The sequence below is a fragment of the Streptosporangium sp. NPDC023963 genome (assembly GCF_040639135.1).
GTDB lineage: Bacteria > Actinomycetota > Actinomycetes > Streptosporangiales > Streptosporangiaceae > Streptosporangium.
Map to the genome: position 1 here is coordinate 449,329 of NZ_JBEZZK010000002.1, position 26,635 is coordinate 475,963.

Annotated in this window: 19 protein-coding genes; 15 read left to right on the forward strand and 4 right to left on the reverse strand. The window is 71.5% G+C overall.

The window, feature by feature from the left end; genetic code table 11:
• The first annotated feature begins 21 nt into the window (after positions 1 to 21).
• Positions 22 to 2,310, forward strand: coding sequence for an ATP-binding protein (locus AB0F88_RS08125; RefSeq protein WP_362678820.1), 2,289 nt, complete (start codon positions 22 to 24; stop codon positions 2,308 to 2,310).
• Between the two features lie 43 nt (positions 2,311 to 2,353).
• Here AB0F88_RS08125 and AB0F88_RS08130 read toward each other — a convergent pair whose 3' ends face one another.
• A complete protein-coding gene (locus AB0F88_RS08130) occupies positions 2,354 to 3,550 on the reverse strand; it encodes a pentapeptide repeat-containing protein (RefSeq protein WP_362678823.1) in 1,197 nt (398 codons plus the stop codon).
• Between the two features lie 92 nt (positions 3,551 to 3,642).
• Complete coding sequence (locus AB0F88_RS08135; protein WP_362678826.1) at positions 3,643 to 4,842, reverse strand: cytochrome P450; 1,200 nt, start codon at positions 4,840 to 4,842, stop codon at positions 3,643 to 3,645.
• A 76-nt stretch (positions 4,843 to 4,918) separates the two neighbouring features.
• Here AB0F88_RS08135 and AB0F88_RS08140 point away from each other — a divergent pair, with 76 nt between their 5' ends.
• From AB0F88_RS08140 to AB0F88_RS08160, 5 genes are all read left to right on the forward strand, one after another.
• Positions 4,919 to 8,080 (forward strand): BTAD domain-containing putative transcriptional regulator, encoded by a 3,162-nt coding sequence (locus AB0F88_RS08140; RefSeq protein WP_362678829.1) that lies wholly within the window; start codon positions 4,919 to 4,921, stop codon positions 8,078 to 8,080.
• Positions 8,081 to 8,377: 297 nt separating this feature from the next.
• A complete protein-coding gene (locus tag AB0F88_RS08145; protein WP_362678832.1) occupies positions 8,378 to 9,373 on the forward strand; it encodes an alpha/beta hydrolase in 996 nt (331 codons plus the stop codon).
• Complete coding sequence (locus AB0F88_RS08150) at positions 9,370 to 10,398, forward strand: RNA polymerase subunit sigma-70 (protein ID WP_362678835.1); 1,029 nt, start codon at positions 9,370 to 9,372, stop codon at positions 10,396 to 10,398. The genes AB0F88_RS08145 and AB0F88_RS08150 overlap by 4 nt, the downstream gene beginning before the upstream one ends.
• Before the next feature lie 585 nt (positions 10,399 to 10,983).
• Positions 10,984 to 11,208 carry a hypothetical protein gene (locus AB0F88_RS08155; protein WP_362678842.1) on the forward strand — a complete coding sequence of 75 codons (225 nt, stop codon included), beginning with the start codon at positions 10,984 to 10,986 and terminating at the stop codon, positions 11,206 to 11,208.
• Positions 11,205 to 11,630, forward strand: a complete 426-nt coding sequence (locus AB0F88_RS08160; protein WP_362678845.1) for a type II toxin-antitoxin system VapC family toxin — start codon at positions 11,205 to 11,207, stop codon at positions 11,628 to 11,630. Before AB0F88_RS08155 ends, AB0F88_RS08160 begins: the two co-directional genes overlap by 4 nt.
• A 30-nt stretch (positions 11,631 to 11,660) precedes the next feature.
• Here AB0F88_RS08160 and AB0F88_RS08165 read toward each other — a convergent pair whose 3' ends face one another.
• Positions 11,661 to 13,787: a beta-galactosidase gene (locus AB0F88_RS08165; protein WP_362678847.1), complete on the reverse strand. Its 2,127-nt coding sequence runs from the start codon at positions 13,785 to 13,787 to the stop codon at positions 11,661 to 11,663.
• 256 nt (positions 13,788 to 14,043) lie between these two features.
• Here AB0F88_RS08165 and AB0F88_RS08170 point away from each other — a divergent pair, with 256 nt between their 5' ends.
• From AB0F88_RS08170 to AB0F88_RS08210, 9 genes are all read left to right on the forward strand, one after another.
• Complete coding sequence (locus AB0F88_RS08170) at positions 14,044 to 14,730, forward strand: RNA polymerase sigma factor (protein WP_362678849.1); 687 nt, start codon at positions 14,044 to 14,046, stop codon at positions 14,728 to 14,730.
• The gene (locus AB0F88_RS08175) at positions 14,723 to 15,580 is read left to right on the forward strand and encodes a permease-like cell division protein FtsX (protein ID WP_362678852.1); all 858 of its coding nucleotides are present in this window, start codon (positions 14,723 to 14,725) and stop codon (positions 15,578 to 15,580) included. Before AB0F88_RS08170 ends, AB0F88_RS08175 begins: the two co-directional genes overlap by 8 nt.
• 160 nt (positions 15,581 to 15,740) lie before the next feature.
• Complete coding sequence (locus AB0F88_RS08180; RefSeq protein ID WP_362678855.1) at positions 15,741 to 18,047, forward strand: TIM-barrel domain-containing protein; 2,307 nt, start codon at positions 15,741 to 15,743, stop codon at positions 18,045 to 18,047.
• A 10-nt stretch (positions 18,048 to 18,057) separates the two neighbouring features.
• Entirely contained in the window at positions 18,058 to 19,362 is a 1,305-nt protein-coding gene (locus AB0F88_RS08185) for an extracellular solute-binding protein (RefSeq protein WP_362678858.1), read from the forward strand.
• Between the two features lie 82 nt (positions 19,363 to 19,444).
• Positions 19,445 to 20,329: a sugar ABC transporter permease gene (locus tag AB0F88_RS08190; protein ID WP_362678861.1), complete on the forward strand. Its 885-nt coding sequence runs from the start codon at positions 19,445 to 19,447 to the stop codon at positions 20,327 to 20,329.
• Positions 20,326 to 21,141, forward strand: coding sequence for a carbohydrate ABC transporter permease (locus tag AB0F88_RS08195; RefSeq protein WP_362678864.1), 816 nt, complete (start codon positions 20,326 to 20,328; stop codon positions 21,139 to 21,141). Before AB0F88_RS08190 ends, AB0F88_RS08195 begins: the two co-directional genes overlap by 4 nt.
• 160 nt (positions 21,142 to 21,301) lie before the next feature.
• Positions 21,302 to 24,262, forward strand: a complete 2,961-nt coding sequence (locus AB0F88_RS08200) for a glycoside hydrolase family 3 C-terminal domain-containing protein (RefSeq protein WP_362678867.1) — start codon at positions 21,302 to 21,304, stop codon at positions 24,260 to 24,262.
• 352 nt (positions 24,263 to 24,614) lie between these two features.
• Positions 24,615 to 25,019 carry a hypothetical protein gene (locus tag AB0F88_RS08205; RefSeq protein ID WP_362678870.1) on the forward strand — a complete coding sequence of 135 codons (405 nt, stop codon included), beginning with the start codon at positions 24,615 to 24,617 and terminating at the stop codon, positions 25,017 to 25,019.
• 17 nt (positions 25,020 to 25,036) lie between these two features.
• Positions 25,037 to 25,228: a hypothetical protein gene (locus AB0F88_RS08210; RefSeq protein WP_362678873.1), complete on the forward strand. Its 192-nt coding sequence runs from the start codon at positions 25,037 to 25,039 to the stop codon at positions 25,226 to 25,228.
• A 280-nt stretch (positions 25,229 to 25,508) separates the two neighbouring features.
• Here the strand turns inward: AB0F88_RS08210 and AB0F88_RS08215 are convergent, their stop codons facing one another.
• The gene (locus AB0F88_RS08215) at positions 25,509 to 26,630 is read right to left on the reverse strand and encodes an FAD-dependent monooxygenase (RefSeq protein ID WP_362678876.1); all 1,122 of its coding nucleotides are present in this window, start codon (positions 26,628 to 26,630) and stop codon (positions 25,509 to 25,511) included.
• Between the last annotated feature and the right edge of the window lie 5 nt (positions 26,631 to 26,635).

A 26,635-nucleotide genomic window follows, 5' to 3' on the forward strand; every position in this document is an offset into this window, starting at 1 on the left:
GCAAGTCGTTACGCTGCACAGATGGCCTTGATTGGACGCCAAAGGGAGCTCGCCGCGGTGGCGCGGCTGCTCGACCGGGCCGCGGCGGGGGACAGCGGCCGGCTTGTCGTCACCGGCCCGCCCGGCTCGGGCAAGTCAGCGCTGATCGACGCCGCCGTGGATCTGGCCCGCGAACGGAAGATCCCGGTTTTCCGTGCGACAGCGCCCACCGTGTCCTGGCTTCGGTCGCCGGATCGCCTCGCCCAGGCGACCGACGGCCCGCGCCTGCTCCTCATCGACGACATCGACGACGTCGACACGTTCGCCGTCGATTTGCCGGCCTCGCTGGATCGGCTCGTGTCCGGCGCGACGATCCTGGTCGCGACCGCCGTGGAACCCACCGGACTGAAGCCGGAGATGCGGTTGCGTGGCCTGACGGAACCGGAGCTCGCCGAGCTGAGCCCGGGCCTGTCCGCCGACGCGGTCCACGCGGTGTGGCTGGCCTCGGGCGGGCTGCCCGGAGCCGCACTCGGCCTCGCCGACGAGCTGGCTCGCCTTGACGTCACCTGCGACCCGGTCCTCCACCTGGCGCTGGCCGCGCCGTCGCGGACGGAGTTCCTCGATCTCGACCCCGGTCTCATCCGTCTGCTGGAGGCCGCGGCCGAACGCACGCCGGCTCCTGAGGCCCGGGCCCGTGTACTGGCCAGGCTCGCGCGTGAACTGCTGGGCGACCCGTCGGCCGGACAGCGCCGGCGTACGCTGATCGACGAGGCGGTGACGCTGGCCCGGGAGGTCGGCACTCCCGGCGTGATCGCCGAGGTCCTCGACTCCGGGCTGCACGCGCTGTGGGATCCCGCGGCCGCCCGCGAACGGCTGGCCACCGCGTCGGAGATCGTGACACAGGCCCGGCGGGCCGGGGACGCCGCGGCCGAGCGGCGCGGACTGTTCTGGCGTTTCATCGCCCTGGCGGAGCTGGGAGAACTTGAGGCGGCCGAGTCCGCGCTGACGGCCTACGCGCGGGCCGGCTCACTGGCCGGCGACTCCGAGGCGGCGGTGGTGGTGCTGGCGCGTCAGGCGATGCTGGCGACGATCCGGGGACGGTTCGACACGGCGGCCACGCTCGCCGCCGAGGTGGGCGTACTGGGCGGGCGTGCGGGGCTCGCGGACACGGAACGCCTGGTCGGGACGCTGCGCGCCGCCCTGGCCATGACGCGCGGCGAGTACGGCTCGCTCACGGCTCCCTGGCACGACATGGCCCGACGGCTGCCCGGTCACTTCTTCGAGGCCGCCGCCGCCCGGGCACTGGCCGAGTCCGGGCGGGGCGACGAGGCGAGTCTTGAGCTCGAACGACTGCTGCCGGCTGTTCTCGCCGGATCGGGGCCGCGCTGGCTCGGGGTGTGCGCCGACCTGGCGATCGTGGCGGCGCTGGTCGGCGAACCGGCGCAGGCCCAGGCCCTGTACGACGCGCTGGCCCGCTACCACGGGCGTTTGGTCGTTTCGGGCGGCGCCAACATGATCAGCGGCCCGGTCGACGACTACCTGGGCCGACTCGCCATGCGACTTGGCCGGCTCGACCTCGCGATAACCCACCTGGACGTCGCGGTGACGCTGGAGCGACGGCTCGGAGCGCTGCCTTGGCTCGCCGGCACGCTGGCCGCCCGGGCACGGGCGCTGACCGCTCGCGACGGTGCGGGCGACCCGCTCCGGGCGGAGGAGGACCTGGACCAGGCCCGCTCGATCGCGCAGCGCCTCGGCATGGGAGCGTTCCTGGCCACCCTGACCCCACCGGCGAACGAGTGGTCCCTGCGGCGCGACGGCGAGGACTGGCGACTGGACGCCGGCACCGAGGCGGCCCGGTTGCGTGACGGACGCGGCATGGAGTACCTGCGGATCCTGCTGGCCGCGCCCAGGCGAGAGATCGCCGCGCTGGACCTCGTCGCAGGAGGAGCCGGCCTCGCCGTCCCCCAGGGCGCCCCGATTCTCGACGCCGTCGCCCGCGCGGCCTACCGGCGCCGGCTGGAGGCGCTCGCCGAGGACCTCGACGCGGCCGACCGGGCCGGCGACGCCGAACGGGCGAGGGTGGTCCAGGAGGAGCGGACCGCCCTGCTGGCCGAGCTGCGCAAGGCCACCGGGCTGGGCGGGCGGGCCCGCGGCCAGTCCGGCGAGGCCGAGCGGGCCCGGGTCAACGCGACCCGGGCGCTGTGGGCGGCGGTCAAACGGGTGGAGGCGGCGGCGCCCCTGGCCGGGGCCCACCTGCGGGCTTCACTGCGCACCGGCCACCTCTTCCGGTACCAGCCCGCACCGGGCGGCCCCGCTCGCTGGTTGCTGTGACCACACCACATACGAATCGTGCACTCCGAGGTCCGTACAGGCTCTAGTGCACGCGGGAGCGGAGACGGTCCAGGGCGGCCCCGCCGTCCTGGACGGCGCGGGCCACGAAGTGCAGCTCCTCCGGGCGGCGGGCGACCAGAAGAGCCTGCTTGGCCGCCTCATAGGCGTCGAGGGCGAGGCGCCAGTCGCGGTCGGCGGTCATGCCGCCGCGCCCGTTCACCTGGAACTCGTAGTCGAGCTGGTCGATCCCCTCGCCCAGCCGGGTGATGTCCTCCTCGGCGCCGCGCCGCATCATGACGAACTGGGCGTTGCGCCGGGTCCGCCGCTGGGCGCTGACGCCCCAGGCCACCACGGTCAGCGCCAGGCCCACGGCGCTGAGCACGACCATGACCAGTCCCACGGACGGGCCGCCGCTCGGGGCGGGCTCGTCCCCGGGGGTGTCCCTCTCCTCGGTGTTGAAGATGTCGAGATCGGGCAGCGAGGTCGGCGCCGCGGCGGTGAGACCCGTGGGGGTGCCCTTGGACCCGGTGAGGTCGGCGTCGTCGGCCTGGACGAAGGAGGCGTCCTGGACCAGCGCGCCGGTGAAGTCGGCGCCGTCCAGCTCGGCCTGGGTGAACTCGACCTCGCTCACGTCGGCGTCCTTGAACGTCGCGTTGCGCAGGTTCGCCTGGCTCATCTTGGCCTCGCGGAGCTTGGCCCGGGTGAAGTCGGCCTTGCGCGCCTTGAGCTGGCCGGGGGTGCTCTCCTCCAGGTCGGCGTCGACCAGCTTGGCGTTGGTGAAGTCGACCTGGGTCAGCTCGGCCCTGGTCAGGGTCGCCCCGGTCAGGTTCGCGTGCGGGAACTCCGCCTGCCCCGCCTCCGCGTCGATCAGGATCGCGCCCCGCAGGTCGGCGTGGTCGGCGTGCATCTGCCCCAGGTCGGCCTCGGAGAGGTCGGCGCCCCGCAGGTCGGCGTACTTCAGCGTGGCCTGGGTGAGGTTGGCCTGCTTGAGCGAGGCGTCGCGCAGGACCGCTCCGGTGAGGTCCTTCTGGAGCAGCTCCACGCCGTCCAGCTTGGCCTTGGTCAGGTCGGCGCAGCGCAGGACGGCGGGGAGCTGTGCCCCCCGGGTGAAGTCCTTGCCGCGCAGGTTGACACCCTGACCGGGCCTGCACGGCCCGCTCTCGGCCTGGGCGGGAGAGATCACTGTCCCCGACAGCGCGAAGATCGCGGCGATGAGAGCCAGGGGGATGGAACGACGCACGGGAGCCTCCTTCAAAGCAGCCCCGATCGTGTCAGCCGATCATTGCATCACGCTAGACACCCGCTTGCACCTTTCCTGCCGGGTTCTCGCGGTCACACGTCCCAGGTGACCGGGAGGCTCTTGACCCCGTAGATGTCCGCGATCTCCGGGCGCAGGGGGACCTCTTCGGCCGGTACGGCCAGGCGCAGCGTGGGGAAGCGGTCGAACAGCGCGGGGAAGGCGACCCGCATCTCGACGCGGGCCAGCTGCTGGCCCAGGCACTGGTGGATGCCGTGGCCGAAGGCCAGGTGCCCGCCGTCCTGCCTTCGCAGGTCGAGCGCGTGGGGATCGGCGAAGCGCTCGGGGTCGCGGTTGGCGGTGTTGTAGGACAGGATGACGGTCGCGCCGGCCTTGACGGTCCGGCCGCCCAGCTCGACGTCCTCCAGCGCGACCCTCTGGAACTGCTTGGCGACGCTCAGGTACCGCAGCAGCTCCTCCACGGCCCCGTCGGTGAGCCCGGGGTCGGCGCGCAGCGCGGCCAGCTGCTCCGGGTTCCGCAGCAGCGCGAAGGTGCCCAGCGCCAGCATGTTCGCGGTGGTGTCGAACCCGGCCGCCAGCAGGATCAGGGCGACACCCCTCAGCTCCTCGTCGGTCAGATCGGTGTCGGTGAGGTCGCTGAGCACGTCGTCGGTGGGGTTGGCGCGCTTGGCGGCCACCAGCTCCGCGAGGTACCGCTGGGTCGCGGTGTAGGCCGCGAACAGTTCCTCGTCGCCGACCTCCCCGCCGAGGAACTTGTCGATGTTCTCCTGGAAGAAGCCCCGGTCCTCGTACGGCACGCCCAGCAGCTCACAGATGATGACGGAGGGGATGGGCCTGGCGAACGCGGTCACCAGGTCCGCCGACGGCCCGGCCGCCTCCATCGCGTCCAGGTGCTCGGCGGTGACCTGCTCGACGCGCTCGGTGAGCAGCCGCATCCGCCGTACGGTGAACTTGCCCACCAGCGGCTTGCGGTAGCGGCTGTGCCGCGGATCGTCCATCAGCAGGAACTCGCCGGGCGGCGCCGGGGGGACCTCGATGTCGCCGTAGTCGATCAGCGGGTGGTGGCGCATGAGCTCCTTGCGCGAGCTGAACCGCGAGTCGGCCAGGACCGACCTGGCCAGGTCGTATCCGGTGACCAGCCAGCCCTCGTGCCCGTCGGGGAAGGTGTAGCGGCTGATCGGGCCGTGCTCGCGGGCCTGGATCAGCTCCTTGGGCGGGTCGAAGGGACAGCCGGGCCGGCGCGAGGCCGGCAGCGTGGTGAGGGTGTGCTCCATGGTCGTCCACCCTCGCCGACCGCGCTGATACCGGGCCGTCGCCGTGCTGACACGACCGCTGACACGGTTCGGCACAATGACTGGTGTGCGAGTTGGACTGCTTGGGCCGTTCGAGGTCCGGAATCGCGACGGGGTCGTGGTGGAGGTTCCCGGGATCCGGCTGCGCGCGCTGCTGGCCGCACTCGCCCTCGAACCCGGCCGGATCGTCTCGCGCGGGAGGCTGGTGGACTGGATCTGGGGGCAACGGCCGCCCGCGGACGAGGTGAACGCCTTGCAGGCGCTGGTGTCCAGGCTGCGCAGGGTGTTGCCGGACGGTGTGATCGAGGCGGAGTCCGGCGGGTACCGGCTGGCGGTGGCTCCCGACGCCGTGGACGCGTACCGGTTCGAGCACCTGGTCGGCCAGGCCCGTGCCGCCACCGAGCCCGCGGCGCGGGCGGACCTGCTGCGCTCGGCCCTGGCGTTGTGGCGCGGCACGGCCCTGGCGGACGTGGCGCCGCGAGACAGCGATGTGTTCGACGCCGCGGTCGCGCGCCTGGGCGAACTCCACGTCGCCGCGCTCGGGGACCGGGTGGACGCGGATGTCCGCCTCGGCCGCGGTCCGGAGCTGATCTCCGAGCTGACCGAGCTGGTCGCCACGTATCCGCTGCGGGAGGGGTTCGTGGCGGCCCTGATGCGCGCGCTCGCCGGGGCGGGGCGGGGCGCCGAGGCGTTGACCGCGTACCAGCGGACGCGCGAGCGGCTCGCCGAGGAGCTGGGCGCCGATCCGTCGGCCGAGCTCTCCGCGCTGCACACCGCGTTGCTGCGGGGCGAACTGGGCGAGCGGGCGGAGAACCACAGGACGAACCTGCGCGCCGAGCTGACGAGTTTCTTCGGCAAGGACGACGACGTCTCCGGGGTCGCCGACCTGGCGACCAGGCACCGGCTGGTCACCTTGACGGGGGCGGGCGGCTCCGGCAAGACGAGGCTGGCCACGGAGACCGCTCGGACGATGCTCGCCGAGCTTCCGGACGGGGCGTGGCTGATCGAACTGGCCCCGGTCAGGGCGGGCGGTGAGCCGGCCCAGGCCGCTCTCACCGCGATCGGCCTGCGTGACCAGGCGCTGCTCGGCGGCGCGCGGGGCGGGGAACCGATGGACCGGCTCATCGCCGCCCTCCGGGAGCGCGCGATCCTGCTGATCCTGGACAACTGCGAGCACATGATCGAGGCGGCCGCGGCTTTCGCGGACCGGCTTCTGGGGGAGTGCCGGAGGCTGCGGATCCTGGCCACGAGCAGGGAACCACTCGGCATCACCGGGGAGGTGCTGTGGCAGGTCGAGCCACTCGCGCTGCCCGCGAAGGGAGCGGACCCCGCCGAGGTCGGGTCCTCGCCCGCGGTGCGGCTGCTGCGGGACCGCGCGGCTCTGGTGCGCAAGGACATCGGCTCCGACGCGCACACCCTGTCGGCCCTGGCGCGGATCTGCCGGGCGCTCGACGGGATGCCGCTGGCGATCGAACTGGCCGCGGCACGGCTGCGCACCATGTCCGTCGACCAGCTGGCACGTCGGCTCGACGACCGGTTCCGTCTGCTGACCGGCGGCAGCCGTACGGCGCTTCCCCGGCACAAGACGCTGCGCGCGGTCGTGGACTGGAGCTGGGATCTGCTGACCGAGGCCGAACGCGGCGTGTTGCGGCGGCTCTCGGTGTTCTCCGGCGGGGCGAGCCTGGAGGCGGCCGAACGGGTGTGCGGGGACGAGGCGTTCGCCGGGGAGCAGGTGCTCGACGTGCTGACCGCGTTGATCGAGAAGTCGCTGCTGCTCGCCGACGGCGAGGGCACGCCGCGCTATCGCATGCTCGACACCATCAGGGAGTACGCGGCGCACCGGCTCGCCGAGGCCGGGGAGACCGAGCCGGCGCGCCGGGCGCACCTCGCGTACTTCACCGAGCTGGCCGAGACGGCCGATCCGCACCTGCGCCGGGCCGGGCAGCTGGAGTGGCTGTCCACGCTCGACGCCGAGCGCGACAACATCGGCGCGGGCCTGCGCGGGGCGATCGCCGAGGGGTGGGCACAGGAGGCGATGCGGCTGGTCGGGGCCGTGGGCTGGTACTGGTACCTCAGCGGGCACAGGGCCGAGGGCACCGAGTTGAGCATCGCGGCGGCCTCGCTGCCCGGCGAGGTGTCCGACGATGTGCGGGCGATGGCGTACACCATCGTGACGGTGTTCGTGACCTCCGGGCCCGGCCGCGACCAGTATCAGGCGCGGGAGTGGATCCACGAGGCGCACCGGCTCACCCGGCGCGGCGGGCATCGCAATTCGCTGCTCGGGTTCATCGGGCCGCTGGAGCGGATGCTGCGGGAGCCGACGGAGTTCCTGCCCGCGTTCGAGCCGCTCATCGCCGACGACGATCCGTGGGTGCGCGCGCAGGCCAGGCTCACTCGCAGCCGGCTGCGGCTCACGCTCGGCGGCGACGAGACCGGCGTGGACGTCGACGCCGAGATCGCCCTCGCCGAGTTCCGCGCGCTGGGCGACCGGTGGGGGATCTCGATGGCGCTGACCTTCCTGGCCGACCGGCTCGCCATGCGCGGCGAGCTCGCACGCGCGTGTGAGCACTACGAGGAGGCGGTCGTGGCGCTGACCGAGGTGGGCGCGACCGAGGACGTGATCGGCCTGCGGGCGCGGCAGTCCCAGCTGTACTGGCTGCTCGGCGACGAGCGGTCCAGCATGTCCGCCATGGCCGAGGCACAGCGGTGCACGGGCGAGATCGCCTGGCCGGACACGCTCGCCGAGCTGGCGCTCTCGAAGGCGCAGCTGGCGCGCTGGCGCGGCGAGCCGGACGAGGCGCACCGGCACCTGGCCACGGTGCGGACGATGCTGGGCAACGAGGAACTGAACGACAGGGGCCGCGCCAAGGCCAAGGTCATGGACCTGTACGGCTACCTCACCGAGGATCTCGAGAAGGCCCGCGCGTACCGGACCGAGGCGTTCCACGCGGCTGCGGAGACGATGTACCCGCCGCTGATCGCCGAGGTGCTGATCGGGGTCGCGGATCTCGCGCTGCGCCAGGGACGGTACGAGCAGGCCGTGCGACTGCTCGCGGCGAGCGACGGCGTGCGCGGTACGCCGGATCGTTCGCAGCCGGACGTCTCCAGGATCGCCGCGGACACGCGGAACCGCCTCGGCGAGACCGCGTTCACCGAGGCGACCCGTGCCGGTGGGAGGCGGGACTGGCGCGAGCTGGCCGAGATCACGCTCGCCTCGTGAACGACGCGCGCACCCGCAGGTAGCCGATCGGGGCTCGGAGTCGCCGTGTACTCGTACGGCGAAGCCGCCGGGGGCACTCGCCGGGCGGGTTCGTGGCGTACCCGCTCGCCCGGTCGCACAGGCGCGTCGCAGGCCGACGCCTTCGTGGTCGGGCGTGAACAGGCGCCGGCAGAGCCGTCGGGGCGAGCGATTCCTTTTCGGCCGGCGGGGGTCTGCATTGTCGAAGGCTTCGCGGTACGGCGACCATCCATCAGCCGCGGCGAAGCGATCCGACGCACGACACCGGAAGGGACTGCCATGAGCCACGACAGCGCTTCGCTCGTCGAAGCCGGCCAGGAAGTACGCACCGTGCTCGACGAGGTCTATGCCGCCTGGGCCGACAACGACGCGACTGCCTTGCCGAGCAAGCAGTCCGAAGCCGTCAAGAGGCACTGGGCGGCGATCCGGGCAGCCAGCGAGCGGCCGGACGCGGAGCAGCCGGACGACGAGTCGTGGGGCAACCTGACAGCCGAACCACGCGACGTGGACTACATCGAGACCGAAGCGGGTGGTTTGCCCGCGATGTGGGCGGTACCGAAACGAGCGGCCGAGGATCGGGTACTGCTGTGCATGCACGGCGGAGGGTTCGTCAGCGGCTCGATCTACACACACCGCAAACTGTTCGGCCACTTGGCCAAGGCGACCGGGGCGCGGGCGCTGATCTTCGACTACCACCTCGCCCCCCACCATCTCCACCCCACGCAGGTCGATGACGCGACCGCTGTCTACCGGTGGCTGCTGCACGACCGGGGGATCGGCGCCGACCACGTGGCGTTCACCGGTGATTCCTGCGGCGGCGGACTGTCGATCACCACCCAGCTGCGGGCCCGCGAACAAGGACTGCCCCTGCCGGCTGCGGCGATGCTTTTCTCACCGTGGGTGGACATGCGGGCTACCGGCGAGTCGTACAAGACCAATCGAGACCGGGACGCGTTCTTCTCCGCCGAAGTCGTGCGTGAGTTGGCCGGCACCTTCCTGGGTGAGGGCGGCGACCTCAGCGACCCGCTGGTCAGTCCGCTGTGTGCCGACCTGTCCGGTCTCGGCCCGGTCTACATCCAGGCGGGAGGAGACGAGGTCCTGCTCGACGACGCCCTCCGACTGACCGAACACGCCCGCCGGGCCGGCGTCGATGTCCGGCTCGACGTCTTCCCCGGCATGCAGCACACCTTCCAAATGGCCGCCGGCCGAGCGCCGGAGGCCGACGAGGCGATCCGTAGGATGGCCCACTGGGTCTGCCCCAGGATCGGCCTGTGATCGGCTGGGCGGGGGAGCAGGAGGCGATGATGGCGGACAGAGCGGGTGCTGCCGCCGAGGCCGGCGAGTTCGCCCGCCGAACCGAGCAGTACCGGCGCGAGTTGCTGGCGCACTGCTACCGAATGCTCGGGTCGGCGGACGAGGCCGAGGACCTCGTCCAGGAGACCTACCTGCGGGCGTGGCGGTCCTACGGCACCTTCGAGGGCCGGTCGTCGCTGCGGGTCTGGCTGTACCGCATCGCCACCAACGCCTGCCTGACCGCGCTGCAGCAGGGCGGTCGGCGGGCGTTGCCGTCCGGTCTGGGCGGTCCGGCCGACGACCCCGACGCCGCACCGGATCCGCCCGACACCGGCGTGACGTGGCTGCAGCCGATCGCGGACACGCTGGTGACCCCGCCGTCAGCAGACCCCGCGACGATCGTCGAGACACGCGAGAGTCTCCGGCTCGCGCTCATCGCGAGCCTGCAGTACCTGCCGACACGGCAGCGGGCTGTACTCATCCTTCGAGAGGTCCTCGGTTTCCCCGCCACCGAGGTCGCGGCGATGCTCGGCACCTCGACCGCGGCGGTCAAGAGCGCCCTGCAGCGGGCCCGCGCCCGCCTCGACGAGGTGGCACCGGAACGCAACCACCTCACCGACCCCACCGAGCCGCACGCCCGGGCCCTGCTCGACCAATACATCACCGGCTTCCAGAACGCCGACACAACAGCCCTGGAACGGGCCCTGCGCGCCGACGCCGCGATAGAAATGGTCGGCACCCGCACCTGGTTCTCCGGCCGCCTGACCTGCCTGCGCCACCTCACCCACGCGGTCGGATCCCCCGGCGACTGGCGGATGACTCCCACCACCGCCAACGCGCAGCCCGCTGCTGCCGCCTACCTCCGCGACGGCCACGGGAACCACCGCGCTTACGGACTCGGAGTCCTCACCGTCACCGAATCAGGCATCGCCCGCATCCTCGTCTTCGACGGCGGCGCCGACCTGGTCGCCAAGTTCGGCCTCCCACCCGTGCACCCGGGGTCATGAGACTCCCAGCGCCGAGGGGGGGGAGCAGGTCCGGTTGAGACAGACGCCGGAACGCGAACGATGCCCTGGTGCTGTCCGGTGGCGCCAGGTGGCACGCGGAGACAAGGATTCATGGGTGAGCACTCCTGAGCCTGACCACTCCCACCAGATCTCCCAGCGCGATCCGTCGAGGCCGAGTTCGACCCGTTGCGCTTCGATGACAACGCCGCCCGCGAGTACGGCCAGTTGTGGACCGCCGTCATCGCCCATGTGGACCGCTGCCGATCACCCGAGCCGACCAATCCCAGGGCCGCCGCGAACTCCCGACCGCCCGCCGGACCGACCACAACGAATCTCGGGGCCATGCCCTCCCCGGACGAGGTGAACCCACCTTGAGCAGCGCGTCGGCACGGAGAGCGCGCTTCCTCGTGCCGACGCAGCTGATCCCCGCGAGCGGTGGTGCGGCGACCAGGAACCGCTCGCGGGGACAGCGGTCTCCTTCACGTGCCTGCGCGAAGACGGTTCAGGCGGGTGAGGTGCTCGTGAGCTCGGGACGGCCTTGCCTGTCGCCCAGAGTGCATGCACATTGCATGCTAAAGTGGAGGCATGGGAATCATGCAGATCCGGGATGTCCCCGAGGAGACCGAGCGGACGCTGAAGGCGAGGGCTGAGCGTGAGGGCAAGTCGCTGACGGCGTACGTGCGCGACCTGCTGAACGAGGAGGCCTCCACTCCGACGCTGGACGAGGTGATGGCCAGGATCGCTGCTGATGAGCCGGTGCCGTACAACCCCGACTTCGTCCGCGAGACGATGCGCGAGGGGCACAGGTGAGCCTGGTCGTCGACGCCTCCATCGTCTTCCGTCTCCTGGCCAACGTGAAGGGGGACGATCTTCTCCGCCAACGACTGGCCCGCAAGGTGCACGCCCCCGCGTCGATCGACGTGGAGATCGCTTCGGTGGTGCGCGGACATGTGATCACCAGCAAGCCGGAGGTGCGCGTCTCCCCGGCGCGGGCCCAGGTCATGCTGGAGCGTTACTCCCAGCTCAAGATCGTCCGCCATCCGATGCTGCCGCTGCAGCCTCGGGTACTGGAACTGCGCAACAACCTCACCGCCTACGACGGTATGTATGTGGCCCTCGCCGAGTTGCTGAGGGTGCCGCTGCTCACCGACGACGCCAAGTTCGCCGGCTCGACCGGGCACTGGGCGGAGATCCACCGCTACCCGCCACCGCAAGCGGGCCGGAGCCGTTGACCGGACACGCCCGCACAGGGGCCGGCGGGGTCATGACGATCGAGGCTCCGAATCGCCGTGCACTCGTACGGAGAAACCGCCCGGAGGCAGGCGCAGGCCCTGCGTCTCGTGTTCCTTGTCGTCGTGGTTGACGGCGAAGAGCCACTCGCCGCGCCGGACGAGTTCCACGGGGGCCGGTTTCAGGCCCAGCAGGCGGGCGTACGCGGTGTCGGACAGGCGGGTGGAGATGTAGAGGGCGGTGCCGGAGCCGTAGGAGTGGCGGGTGATGGCGGGCTGGCCGGCGAGGGGGGTGCCGGAGGCGTGCGGGCCGGTGTAGACGGCGAGGGCCTCGGCGCCTTCGAGGTGGACGTGCTCGCTCCAGGACGTTCCGGTCTCCGGACGGTCGCCCCGGTGGCCCCGGTCCTCCTGGTCGTCCCACTCGCCCTGGTCGCCGTCGAGGATGTCCGGAGGGGACAGGGTGAGGGCGACGCCGGGCGGGAGGGGGTGGAACTCCTCGACGCGGATGCCGAGGAGGTCGCGCAGGGCGCCGGGGTAGCCGCCGAGGCGGACGCGGGCGTGTTCGTCGGTGATGCCGCTGAGGTAGGAGACCACGAGGGTGCCGCCGCCCGACACGTAGTGGCGCAGGTTGTCGGCGTCGGCGTCCGAGATGAGATACAGGGCCGGGACGAGCACGAGGGGGTACGCCGACAGGTCGGCCGAGGGGTGGACGAGGTCGGCGGTGACGCCGTGCCGGTAGAGGACCCGGTGGGCCTGGCGTACGGCCTCCGCGTAGTCCAGCTCGGTGGAGGGCAGGCCGGGGGACTGGAGCGCCCAGCCCGCCTCGGCGTCCCAGAGGATCGCGGCCCCGGCCTCGACGGGGGCCGCGCAGGCGTCGGTCAGGGACGGCAGGAGCGCGCCCAGGTCGCAGATCTCGCGGAAGATCCGCGAGTCGGGTCCGGCGTGCGGGACCATGCCGCCGTGCCAGAGTTCGGCGCCGCCCCGGGAGGCTCGCCACTGGAAGAACATCGCGCCCCGCGAGCCCCGCGCGATGTGCGACAGGCTCAGCCTGGTGATCTCGCCGGGGCGCTTGGCGAGCATCCGGGGGCCGGTGTAGGTGACCACCGCCTGCTCCATCAGCAGCCAGGGTTTTCCGAGGGCCGGGCCGCGTTCAGGGGCATGCTCCGGGGCCGGGCTCGGGTCCGCGGTCGGGCTGTGCTCCGGGGCCTGACTCGGGTCCACGGTCGGGCTGTGTTCCGGGGCCGGGCTCGGGTCCGTGGCCGGGCCGCGCTCCGGGTTCGCGGCCCAGCCGCGGGCCAGGTCGGCGGCGAAGGCGGTCTCGGCGGGCGGGTCGGACGACGGGTAGTGGTCGATCGCGACGAGGTCGACCTCGGCCGCCCAGTGGCGGTGGTTCACCGGCACCCAGTCGCCGAGGACGAAGTTCGTGGTGACCGGGACGTCCGGGGTGAGCTCGCGCAGCACGGCCCTCTGCTCGCGGAAGTGGTCGAGCATCGCGTCGGAGACGAACCGGCGGAAGTCGAGGACCTGGGAGGGGTTGGGCAGATACTGGGTGGCGCGGGGCGGGGTGACCTGCTCCCACGCGGAGTAGCGCTGGCTCCAGAACGAGGTGGTCCAGGCGTCGTTGAGCGCGTCCAGGGTGCCGTGCCGGGCGCGCAGCCAGGTCCTGAAGGCCGAGGCGGCGTGCTCGCAGTGGCAGGCGGTGCCGTACTCGTTGTGGACGTGCCACATGGCGAGCGCGGGGTGGTCGCGGTAGCGCCCGGCGAGGGCGCCGGCGACGCGGACGGAGGCGGCGCGGTAGGCGGGGGCGTGTACGCAGTAGGTGTCGCGGCTGCCGTGGGTGAGCCGGACGCCGTCCGGGGTGACGGTGAGGGCGTCGGGGTGGGCCAGGCCGAACCAGGGGGGCGGGGAGGCGGTCGGGGTGGCGAGGTTGACCCCGATCCCGCCGTCGTGCAGCAGGTCGAGGACGCGGTCGAGCCACCCGAAGTCGTGGACGCCGGGTGACGGCTCCAGCCGGGCCCAGGAGAACACCCCGACGCTGACCAGGTTGACCCCGGCCCGCCGCATGAGCGCGACGTCCTCCTTCCAGACCTCCTCTGGCCACTGCTCGGGGTTGTAGTCCCCGCCGTAGCACAGCCCGCCGATCCCTCCAGGCCAGTCCACGGTCACTCCTTTATTTGGATGGAGGTTAAACTAATTATCACGGGTCGCCGGTCCCGTTCAAGGGTGCGGATTCCGGTCCGCGCGCTCCTGCCTCCCCGGCTCGCGGGTCGCGGGCTCCCGGCTTTCGGGTCACCTCGCCCGCGGACGGCTCGCGTGGGGAATCGGATGCCGGGGCGTCGTGCGAGCCTTCTCGTGAAGACGGCGGCGGGGTGCGGGCAATAACAGCGTCCGTTGCCCCACGAAAGGCATCCTCCGTATGAGAGTCAACAGCGGTCGTCCCCCCGATCGCGCCCTTCCCGACCTGGTCCTTCCCGCCTCGTTCCTCACGGACGACATGGCCGGGGACGACATGGCCGGGGGCGCCGTACCGGCGGAGTCCGTCGTCGCGAGTGACGCCGAGGTGATCCGGCTGTCGCTGCGCGACCAGGAACGGTTCGCGGAGATCTTCCACAGGTACTTCGCCGCGATCCATCGGTACGCCTCCGCCAGGCTGGGTGCCGACGCCGCGGACGACGTCGCGGCGGACACGTTTCTCGCGGCCTTCCGGCAGCGGGAGCGCTACGACCTGTCCCGTCGTGACGCGCGCGCCTGGCTGTTCGGCATCGCCACCAACCTGATCAGACGGCACCGCAGGGACGAGGTGCGCCTGTACCGCGCCCTGGAGCGGGCCCGGGACGCCTCCGCCGTCGGCGCGGACTCCGCCGACGCCTACCTCGTCGTTGAGGCGCAGCGCCGCCTGGCGGGCGCCCTCGCCGTGCTGAAGGCCGGTGACCGGGAGGCGCTCCTGCTGGTCGCGTACGGAGAGCTCAGCTACGCGGAGGTGTCCGACGCCCTGGGCATTCCCCCGGGGACCGTCGGGTCCCGCCTGAACCGGGCCCGCAGGCGGGTCAGGGAAGTTCTGAACACGGACGCCGCCGGCAAGGGGGATCGACACGATGGATGAGATGAACGTGCTCCGCGACCGGGCCGAGGCCCAGCCCGCTCCCCGGCCCGAAGCCGTCGCCTCCGCGCTCGACCGCCTCCACGGCGCCGCCCGGGAAGAGGCCGGGCGCAACGCCGCCGGGAAGCCCAGACGGGCGGCCTGGCGCCCGATCCGGCTGCCCGGCTCGCGCCGGAGGCACGCCGCGACGGGCGCGCCGTCCGCGCCGGCGCGACGGTCCGGCCCGGTCCCGCGCCTCGTGGCCGCGGTCCTCGTCGCGGCCGGCGTCGTCGGGGTGGTGGTGACGACGACGGTGATCGCACGGGGGCCCGGAGGGGAGGGGCCGCCCACGCCCGCGACCGCGGGCGTCCTGGCGGTGTGGCACGAAGGGGATCCCGAGCTCGCGTTGTTCCTCTGCAAGGACGACTCGCCCTTCGTCGGGTGTGGCGGCGGCGGCTTCGCCGTGGAGGACGGTGGCCTGGGTGCTCCGCCGGACCCCATCCTGGGTGGCAAGGCCACCACGCCGCGGGACAAGGTGGTGATCGAGCGGACACTCGGGGCCATGCCGCAGGTGGAGGCGATTTCCTTCGTGAGCAAGCAGGAGGCCTACGCCGACCTGCTCCGCCGGGAACAGGAGCAGTCCGTCCTGGACTCCACGCAACGAAAGCTGTCCGACATCCTCGACGTGGAGAAGATGAACGAGTCGTACGTCCTGAAGATGAGACCCGGCACCGACTGGAACGCGGTGATCGAGACGGCCGAGGCGTTGCAGGGGGTGTCGTACGTCCTCAACCGCAAGTGCCTCACCGAGAACGCCCGCGAGATCGTCGAGAGGGACAGCACCGTGTGCGCTCCCGGTGGTTCCGACGACTGACCGGACACGTGCCGGCCGGGGACGCGGCGAACACCGGGCTCGATGACATCGCGGTGCCGGTGGACGCCGCGGCCGGGCCGCGGCAGGTCGGACCATTGACGTTTGTTGGTTTGGACGTAAAACTAATTCAGCAAACGAGAGCCCGAGTGCTGGAGTCCCCATGCCTTACCGCCCTCCTCTGGTCGCGCACGAGTACTTCGTCGCCGATCCGCCGGAGCTGCCCGTCCGTTCACACGGCGAGGAGGGCCTGTCGGCGCTGATCTCGGCGGAGCCGGTGGCCTCCGACGGGGCCGGGGTGATCCTGAAGGCGGTGACCTCGGCGGAGGAGACGCTCCTGGTCCAGGTGGGTGTGGCGGGCGAGGGGGTGATCCGGGTCAGGCTCGGGCAGGACGCTGACGCGCGGACCAGGTCGGCCGCCGCGATCTCCATGGTCACGCCGGGCGAGTTCGCCGGAGCGCGGGTGGAGAGCCGCGACGGGACGATCCTGCTCGACGCGGGCTCGCTCCGCGCGGAGATCACCTTGGCCCCCTGGCACCTGAGGTTCACCGACGCGAGCGGGGCGCCGCTGCTGGAGCAGGACCGGGGGCACACCGACATCAGCGGCCGGTTGCGCACGCTGCCGTTCGGCCGCTCCAGTGCGGACGGTGCGGTGGCCGGCTACCACGAGAGCTTCGCCGCCCCCGCCGACGAGGCGTTCGGCGGGTTCGGCGAGTCGTTCACCCGGCTCGACAAGCGCGGCCAGCGGCCGGTGATGTGGAACTTCGACGCGTTCGGCGCCGAGTCGCAGCGGGCGTACAAGAACATCCCGTTCTACCTGTCCAGCAGGGGTTACGGCGTGCTGGTGGACAGCGGGACGCCGGTGGAGTTCGACGTGTGTCAGTCGACGCACAGCTGCGTGCAGATCGTGGTCCCGGACGACCTGATCGACTACTACGTGATCGCCGGGCCCACCCCGCCGGAGGTGCTCGGCCGCTACGACCTGCTGACCTGCCGCCCGCTGCTCCCGCCGAAGTGGGCGTTCGGCACCTGGATCTCCTCGGGGTTCTTCGTCGACACCCAGGAGCGGGTGATGGCCAGGGCGCGGCGGATCCGCGAGCGGGGGATCCCGTGCGACGTGCTCCACCTGGACACGTACTGGCAGACGGACGGGCACTGGTCGGACATGCGCTGGGACGCGGAGGGCTTTCCCGACCCGGCGGGGATGCTGGCCGAGCTGGACGCGATGGGCTTCAAGGTCTGCCTGTGGATGAACCCGTACGTCTCTCACCTCAGCCCGGCCTTCCCGCAAGCAGCCGAAAGCGGATATTTCCTTAAAAAGCAAGATGGTGAGGTCTACGTGGCCGACTGCTGGCACGGCTCCTACCCGGCCTGCGGCATCGTCGACTTCACCAACCCGGCCGCCACCGAGTGGTTCAAGGGGCTGCTCCGCCCGCTGCTCGAACAGGGCGTCCAGGTCTTCAAGACCGACTTCGCCGAGGGCGTCCCGCACGACGCGGTCGCGGCCAACGGCATGTCGGGCACCGACCTGCACAACGTCTACACGCTGCTGTTCAACGACGCCGTCTCCGAGGTGACCCGGGAGATCGCCGGGCACGGCATGGTGTGGGCGCGCTCGTCGTTCCTCGGCGGGCAGCGGCACTCGGCGCAGTGGAGCGGCGACACCTACACCAGCTACGCCGCGATGGGCAGCACGCTGCGCGGCGGGCTGGCGCACGGCCTGTCCGGCGTGCCGTTCTGGAGCCACGACGCGGGCGGGTTCACCGGCCGGCCCACCGACGACCTGTACGTCAGGTGGACCCAGTTCGGCGCGCTCTCCCCGCTGCTGCGCCTGCACGGCACCACCAGCCGGGAGCCGTGGGAGTTCCCCGAGGTCGAGACGGAGGCGGTCGAGGCGCTGAGGCTGCGCTACCGGCTCATGCCGTACATCTACACGGCGGCCGTCGAGGCCGCCAGGACCGGGGCGCCGATGATGCGGGCGCTGTGCGTCGACCACCCGGACGACCCGGTGGCCTGGCAGGCCGACCTGCAGTATCTCCTCGGCCGCGACCTGCTGGTGGCGCCGATGACCTCGCCGGAGCAGGTCAGGAAGGTCTACCTGCCGCGGGGGGAGTGGGTGGACCACTGGACGGGCGAGATCCTGTCCGGCGGCCGGTACGTCACGGTCGCCCCGCCGCTGGACCGCGTCCCGCTCTTCGCCCGGCGCGGTGCGATCGTCCCCGTCCTCGCCGACCCGGGCGGGACCGTCGGGGACGGGCCGTTCGGGGAGATCACCCTGGTCGCGTACGGCGTCGGGGCCGGTGGCGGTACCGGGGAGAGGAGCACGGTCGTCTCCGACCTCGACGGGGACACCACGATCACCGCGGTCCCCGAGGGAGAGGGCCTGCGGATGACCGTCTCGGGGAGCGCGCGGATCGCGGGCGTCGAGCTGGTGGGCCCGGGCGTCCCGATCGTCATCACCACCATCTAGGAGAAGAACCATGCTCAACCTCAAGGCGGGTGTCGCCCTGGTGGCCGCGCTCGCGGTGCTCGTCGCCTGCGGCGGCACCGAGAAGGCGGCGGAGACGCCCGCCGCGGACGGTCCCCGCGTCCTGAAGCTCTGGTACTACGAGGGCGCCGACAGCGCGATGGGCAAGGCCTGGACCGAGGCCGTCAAGCGGTTCCAGGCCACGCACCCCGGCGTGACGGTGAAGTTCGAGGAGAAGGCGTTCGAGCAGATCCGCCAGTCGGCGGGGATGATCCTCAACTCGGACGAGGTCCCCGACGTGATGGAGTACAACAAGGGCAACGCCTCGGCCGGCCTGCTGTCGAAGCAGGGCCTGCTCACCGACCTCACCCCGGAGGTGACCAAGCGGGGCTGGGACAAGCTGCTCAGCCCCTCCATCCAGACGACCGCGCGATACGACGAGCGCGGCGTCATGGGCGCGGGCAAGTGGTACGGCGTCCCCAACTACGCCGAGTACGTGATGGTCTACTACAACAAGGACGCGTTCGAGAAGGCGGGCGTGAAGGTGCCGGCGACCTTCGAGGAGTTCACCGCCGCGCTCGACACGTTCGCCAAGGCCGGGACCACCCCCCTCGCCGTCGGCGGCGCCGAGTACCCCGCGCAGCAGATCTTCTACCAGCTCGCGCTGAGCAAGGCGCAGCGGCCGTGGGTGGACGCCTTCCAGCTCTACAAGGGCAAGGTCGACTTCAAGGGCCCGGAGTTCAGGTACGCGGCCGACACCCTCGCCGACTGGGTGAAGAAGGGCTACATCGGCAAGGACTCCGCCGGCATCAAGGCCGAGGACATGGGCGTGTCCTTCATCGGCGGCAAGTACCCGATCATGGTCACGGGCAGCTGGTGGTACGGCCGCCTCGCGAGCGAGATCAAGGACTTCGAGTGGGGCTCGTTCCTGTGGCCGGGCAACACGATGAGCGCCGGGTCCAGCGGCAACATGTGGGTCGTCCCGGAGAACGCGAAGAACAAGGACCTGGCCTACGACTTCATCGACATCACGATGAGCAAGGACATCCAGAACCTGCTCGGCAACTCCGGCGGCATCCCGGTGGCCGCGGACACCGCCGCGATCACCGACGGGAAGAGCAAGGAGCTGATCGAGAACTTCAACACGCTCTCGACCTCCGACGGGCTGGCCTTCTACCCCGACTGGCCGGCGCCCGGCTACTACGACGTGCTCGTGTCGGGCGTGCAGAACATCATCAACGGCACCAAGACCTCCGACCAGGTCCTGGACGAGATCGCCGCGCCGTACGAGGAGAACCTCGCCGACATCGGCAACTGACCCCCTTCCGCGACCCGTGCCGCCGTGAGGCGGGGAAAGCGGCGCGGGTCGTACGTACGGAGAGACAGAGAGGAGACCTCCGATGCAGAGGTCTCGCGACCGCGGGTACTGGCTGTTCCTGCTGCCGAGCGCCGTGCTGTTCACCGCGGTCGTCGCGGTGCCGTTCCTGATGAACGTCGGGATCGGGTTCACCCGGTGGCAGGGCATCGGCGACCCGCGGTGGATCGGGCTGGACAACTACGCGAGGCTCGTGGCCGACGCGCGGTTCTGGACCTCCTTCCGCAACAACGTCGCGCTGATCGTCGCGATGGCGGTCGTCCCCACGCTCATCGGCCTGCTCCTCGCGGCGACCCTGTTCGACCACGTGAGCAGGAGGTTCGGCCTCCGGGCCGCCGGGGCGCTGCGGGCCGCGTACTACCTGCCGCAGGTGCTGCCGGTCGCGGTCGCCGGGATCGTCTGGGGCTGGATCATGCACCCGCGCTACGGGGCGCTCAACGAGCTGCTCGGGGTGCTGGGGATGGAGCCGAGGAACTGGCTCGGCGACCCGGCCTGGGCGCTGCCGAGCGTGATGGCGATCATGGTGTGGTTCCAGATCGGCTACCCGGTCGTCATCTTCATGGCCGGGCTGCAGCGGGTCGACCCCGCCCTGTACGAGGCCGCCGAGATGGACGGCGCGTCGTGGTGGCGCAGGTTCTGGCACATCACGATCCCGCAGATCCGGCCGGAGATCTACGTGGTCCTGCTCACCTGCACGATCGCCGCGCTCAAGGTCTTCGGGCCGATATTCGTGCTGACCAGGGGCGGGCCGGGCGGGGCCACGCTCGTGCCGTCCTACTTCAGCTACCAGAACTTCTTCGAGAAGGCCAACGTCGGGTACGGCGCGGCGATCGCCACCGTGCTCACCCTCGTGATCATCGCGGTGACGGTGTTCTTCCTGCGGATCCAGGACCGGGACAGGGAAACATGATCCGGAAATACTCGGTGCTGGTCTCGCTGGTCGTGCTGGCCGTCGCGATGCTGGTGCCGTTCGCCATCGTCACGCTCAACGCGCTGAAGTCCCCGGCCGACTACTCCTCGGGCGGGCCCCTCGGCCTGCCCTCGGCGCTCTACCTCGACGGGATCGTCGAGTTCTGGAACCGGGTCGACTTCGGCGGCAAGCTCTGGAACAGCCTGCTGATCAGCGGCTCGGTCGCGGTGCTGGCCACGGTGCTGTCGGTGCTCAACGCCTACGCGCTCGGCATCGGCAGGGTGCGCGGCCGGATGTGGATCCTGGTCCTCTTCCTGGTGGCCAACACGCTGCCGCAGGAGGCGCTGGTCTACCCCCTGTACTACCTGGCCAAGCAGACCGGCCTCTACGACACCCGGCTCGGGGTGATCATCATCTTCACGGTCATCCAGAGCGCCTTCGGGACGTACCTGCTCGCCTCGGTGCTCGGCCGCTTCCCGCGCGAGATCCTGGAGGCCGCGGCCCTCGACGGAGCGGGGAAGTGGCGGGCCCTGTGGCAGGTCGTCGTGCCGATCAGCAGGCCGACGCTGAGCGTGCTGCTCGTCTTCTTCTTCATCTGGACCTGGAACGAGTTCTTCCTGCCGCTGGTCTTCCTCATCTCCAACGAGAACCAGACCGTCCCGGTCGCGCTGGGCGTCCTGCAGGGCGACAAGATGATGGACGCGACGATGTCCAGCGCCTCGGCGCTGCTCGGCATCCTCCCGGCCGTCGTCTTCTTCCTCATCTTCCAGCGCACGCTGACCCGCGGCGTGACCGTCGGCGCCGTCAAGTGACCCCTCTCGACGCTCCTTCGACGCCGTACGCCGCTCGGGGGCGGACGGCGTCCCGAGAGCAGAGTTTCCTCGGCTCCTCTGACCTTCGACTCCCTCTGACCTTCGGCTCCTCTGACCTTCGACTTCCCTGACCTTCGACTCCCCCTGACCTGGAGGCGAAATGTCGTTGTCCACGACGTCCGTCGCGGCGGTCGCCGCGACGGCCCTGACCCTGGGACTGTGCGCGGCCCCCGCCCGCGCGGCCCGCGAGCATCCACTCCCCGGCTCCGTGCAAGCGGCCCCCGAGTACCCCTTCCGTGACCCCGCGCTCCCGCTGGACCGGCGCGTCGACGACCTGCTCGGCCGCCTCACCACGGCGGAGAAGGTCTCCTGGCTCCACCAGTACCAGCCCGCGGTGGAGCGGCTCGGCATCGGGCTGTTCAAGACCGGCACCGAGGCGCTGCACGGCGTCGCCTGGTCCACCGACGTCGACAACGGCGGGAACGTCGTGACGGCGGAGGGAACCGTGTTCCCGCAGGCCGTCGGCCTGGCCAGCACGTGGAACCCCGACCTGGTCGAGAAGGTCGGCACGGCCGTCGGGGAGGAGGCGAGGGGCTACCACGCGGAGAACCCCCGCCTGTGGGGCCTGCAGCTGTGGACGCCGGTCGTCAACCCGCTGCGCGACCCCCGCTGGGGACGCAACGAGGAGGGCTACTCCGAGGACCCGCTGCTCACCGGCGCGATCTCCACCGCGTACGGCTCGGGCATCCAGGGCGACGACCCGGACCACCTGCGGGCGGCGCCGGTGCTCAAGCACTTCCTGGGCAACAACAACGAGGTCCGCCGCGACACGACCTCCTCCAGCCTGCGCCCGCGCGTCCTGCACGAGTACGAGTACCCGGCGTTCAGGACGGCGCTGGAGGCGGGCGCGGCCACCGGCGTGATGACGTCGTACAACCTGGTCAACGGGCGGCCCGCCACGGTCACCGACCTGAACTCCACCGTCAGGGCCTGGACGGACCGGCCGGTGTTCAACGTCTCCGACGCCGGGGGGCCCAACAACCTCACCGGCTCCCAGGGCTACTTCGCCACCAGGGCCGAGGCCGCCGCCGCCATGCTCAAGGCCGGCGTCGAGAGCTTCACGGTGGACAACACCGACGGCGCCCCGACGGTGGCCGCGGTGAACGAGGCGCTGGCGCGGGGGCTGCTCACCCCGGCCGACCTCGACACCGCCGTCCGCCGCATCCTCGTCCTCCGGTTCCGGCTCGGGGAGTTCGACCCGGACGGCGGCCCGTACGGGAAGATCACCAAGGACGTGGTCGACAGTCCCGAGCACCGGAGGCTGGCCAGGCGGACCGCGGCCGAGGCGGGAGTGCTGCTGAAGAACTCCGGGAACACCCTGCCGCTGCGCCCCTCGCAGAAGGTCGCGGTGGTCGGCCCGATGGCCGACACCCTCTACACCGACTGGTACTCGGGCAGGCTCCCGTACCGGGTCACCCCGCTCGACGGGATCGGAGAGCGGGCCGCCACGGTCACCTCCGAGGGCATCGACAGGATCGCGCTCAAGTCCGGCGGCAGGTACCTCACCGCGGGCACAGGGGCGGGCGCGGACCTGCGGCTCTCGGGGACCTCGGCGGGCGCGACCGAGCAGTTCGACGTCTTCGACTGGGGCCAGGGCGTCGTCACCCTGCGCAGCGTCGCCAACGGCAGATACGTCAGCCGCGCCAACTGGTCCACCCTGGTCAACAACCAGGAGCAGCCCACCGGCTGGTTCGTGCAGGAGCAGTTCAAGCTGGAGGCGCAGGCCGACGGCACGACGCTGCTGCGCTACGCGGGCTACGAGACCGCCTTCGACTGGTTCGGCCCCGACAAGTACGTCAGGGCGGCCCCCGACGGCACGCTCGGCCTCACCGTCGCCGAGAACGCCACCCGCTTCGAGAAGGAGGTCGTGCGCAGCGGCGTCGCCGAGGCCGCCGCGGCGGCGAGGAGCGCCGACGTGGCGGTGGTCGTGGTCGGCAGCATGCCGTTCATCAACGGCCGCGAGGACCACGACAGGACCGACCTCGGCCTCGCCGAGGGGCAGCGGGCGCTCGTGGAGGCGGTGCACGCCGCCAATCCGAACACGGTCGTGATCCTGGAGAACAGCTACCCGACCACGATCGACCGCCTCCAGGAGAAGGTCCCGGCGATCCTGTGGACCACCCACGCCGGAGCCGAGACCGGCCACGCCCTGGCCGACCTGCTGTACGGCGACGCGAACCCGGCCGGACGCCTCACCCAGACCTGGCCCCGGGCCGGCACGCCCCTGCCGGACATCCTCGACTACGACATCGTCAAGACCGGCTCGACCTACCTGTATTCGAAGCGGAGCCCGCTGTACGCCTTCGGCCACGGGCTGAGCTACACCACCTTCGGCTACCAGGGACTCAAGGCCGTGGCGAAGGGGGACGGGCACGAGGTGAGCGTCCGCGTCACCAACACCGGCTCCCGGGCGGGCGACGAGGTCGTCCAGCTCTACACCCACCAGCACGCGTCCCGGGTGGAGCAGCCGGTCAGGCAGTTGCGCGGCTTCCGGCGGGTGAGCCTGGCCCCCGGGGAGTCGAAGGTCGTGAGGTTCACGCTCAGGACCGCGGACCTGGCGCTGTGGGACGTGACCAGGGGCCGCTTCGCGGTGGAGCCGTCCACCCACGACGTCATGGTCGGCTCGTCGTCCGACCGGATCCGGCAGCGGGTGACCGTACGGGTGGACGGCGAGCGCATCCCGGCCCGCGACCTCACCCGCGTCACGCGCGCCGCCGACTTCGACGACCACGGGGGCGTCGAGCTGGTCGACGAGACCAAGGTCCGCGGCGACGCGGTCGGGGCCACGGCGGGTGAGTGGATCTCCTTCGAGGACGCCGATCTCCGCGCCGGGGTCACCGGCGTGCGGCTCGGGGTCGCGGCCACCGCCGCCTCCTCCGTCGAGATCCGCCTCGGCTCCCCGACCGGCAGGCTCGCCGGGACCGTGCCGGCGGCCGCCACCGGCGGGACCTACTCGTGGGCCACGGCCACCGCCCCCGTCTCGGGCGTGCGCGGCGGGCAGGACGTCTACCTGGTCTTCCGGGGCGCCCTGCGGATCAAGGACGTGACCTTCACCCGCTGACCGCTCCTCTCGCGCGGCCCGCCTCCTCTTGCCGGGGGGCGGGCCGTACGGCGTGTGTGGTGACTCCCTCCCGCGCGAACAGGAGAATCTCCCGGACTCCGTTTTCCGGCCGGCCTGTTTTCATGGTCCGTGCCCGATGGCTTTTCCGATGACCGCCGGGCGAGCACTTCTGCCGCGGAATTGTCGGCCGGTCCGGTTAGCATCTGCTCGTCCAAAGGAACGGGGTTTTTCCGTTATTCCTTTTCATGGATCGGCGGATAGGATTTCTGTGAAATCGTTCAGTAGGGCCGGGCACCGAATCGGATGGCTGGTGGCCGTTGTCGCCATGGTATCCGGCGCCTTTGTCCCGGCGGTGCACGCCGCACCGGGACAGGCCGTTCTCGACACGGCCTCCACCGCGCTCGCGCAGGACGATCCGGTTCGGAATCCCGTGCGGAAGGCCACCATCCTCTTCGAGCGGACCACCGCGTCGAAGTGCCCGGTGACCTTCAGGGTCCACGGTTCCTTCGAGGGACTCCCGGACGGCGCGCAGCTCATCGGATACCGCGTCGTCGGCACCGGGAAGTGGCGGAGCGTCAAGGTCCCGGCCAACCACGGTGGCGCGTTCACCACCGTCCTGCAGACGTTCAACTGGGACTGGGAGACGGAGGAGACGTCGGTCCAGATCGAGATCAAGCAGCCGGACGGTCTGGTGTCCAACGTCCTCCACTACTTCAAGTGCGGGTCGCCGGGCGAGGAGGGGCCGTCACCGAGATGACGCTGAACGGTGTCCCGGTGACCGACACCCAGGTGATCAAGATCGCGGCCAACTACATCCTGATGGGCGGCTGGCAGGGTTTCCCGCAATGGACGGGGACCACCGGCGTCTATCACGGCGGTCCGGACGACATGGCGGCGCTGGCGTCCTACCTCGTGAAGAACTCGCCGGTGAGCCCGCCGGCGGGGGACCGCGTCACCATTCGATGAGTGCCGTGAAATCGGCCGGGCGAACATAGCGCCGGGCAATCGGGCCGATCGCCGAGCGGAATTCTTTCCGCCCGGCGATCGGTCATCGGATGGAGTATTTTCCCGGACGAAAGCAGAGCGTTTCACGCCACCGCTCCCGGAGTGACGCCTCCGGATTGGAGGCGAGGGTTTTCCCGGTGTGCCGGGTATGGGGGGAACGGGGATTCGGAGCCCGGTTTCACGGCGAATTCGTGGCCGGACACGGCGTTTGAAGGTGATACCACGAAGCGGCCTTTCTGGGTCACCGCCGGCCGGGCCAGGCCCGCGCGGCGAGGTTGCGGGCGGCGATCCCGAGCCGTGTCCTGGGGACGAGCAGTGCCGTGGCCCGGCCGACGTTGCGCTGCTTCGGGTCGACCAGGGCGCGGTGCTCGGCCTCGTAGCGGCGGAACGCCCCCGCGTGGTCGGCCGGGTGCGTGGCGAGCGCCTTGGCGAGGGTGCGGGCGCCGGCGATGGCGAGGCTGGAGCCGTCGCCGAACAGCGACACGCACGACGCCGCGTCGCCGAGCAGCGCGACGCGGCCCCGCGCCCAGGTGGGCAGGCGCACGTGGCTGACCGAGTCGAAGTACAGGTCCTCGGTCTTCCTGAGCCGTTCGAGCAGTTCCGGCACCCGCCAGCCGACGCCCGCGTAGGCGTCGGCGACGATCCGCCGGTGCTGCTCGGTGTCGCGGTGGTCGAAGCCGCCGATCGCCGGGCCGCGGAAGATGAAGGCGGCCACGGCGTGGCCCCGTGCCGGGTGGATGGAGACCAGCCTGCCGGGGGTGTTGTACATGAGCACGTCGTGCGGGTGGTCGACCGGGCCGTCGAGGGGCAGGGTCGCGACGTAGACGCCCATGTGCCGTACGAAGCCGGACTCCGGGCCGAACGCCAGCCGCCGTACCGTGGAGTGGAGCCCGTCGGTGCCGATGACCAGGTCGAAGCGGCGCGGTCCGGCGCGGTCGAAGGTGACGTCGACGCCGTGCTCGTCCTGCCGCAGGGTGACGATCGTGTCGTCGAACAGGAATTCGGCGTCGTCGCGGGCGGTCTCGTAGAGGGCGGCGGCCAGGTCGCCGCGCGGGAGCTCGACCTCCCGGTTGCCGGCGGCGCTGCGGGTGGCGGGCATGGCCACGCGGGCGATCTGCCGTCCGGAGGCGTCGACGACGCTCATCGCGGTCGTCCGGGTGGCGAGATCGCGCAGGCGGGGCATGATGCCCATCTCCTCGGCCACGGGCAGGGCGGGGCCGCGCACGTCGACGGGGTTGCCGCTGGAGCGCAGGCCCCGCGCCCGCTCCACGACGGTGGGCCGGAACCCGTGGCGGGCCAGCCAGTAGGACAGGGTCGGGCCGGCGATGCCGCCGCCGGAGATCAGCACGTTGCGAGGGGACATGTCCA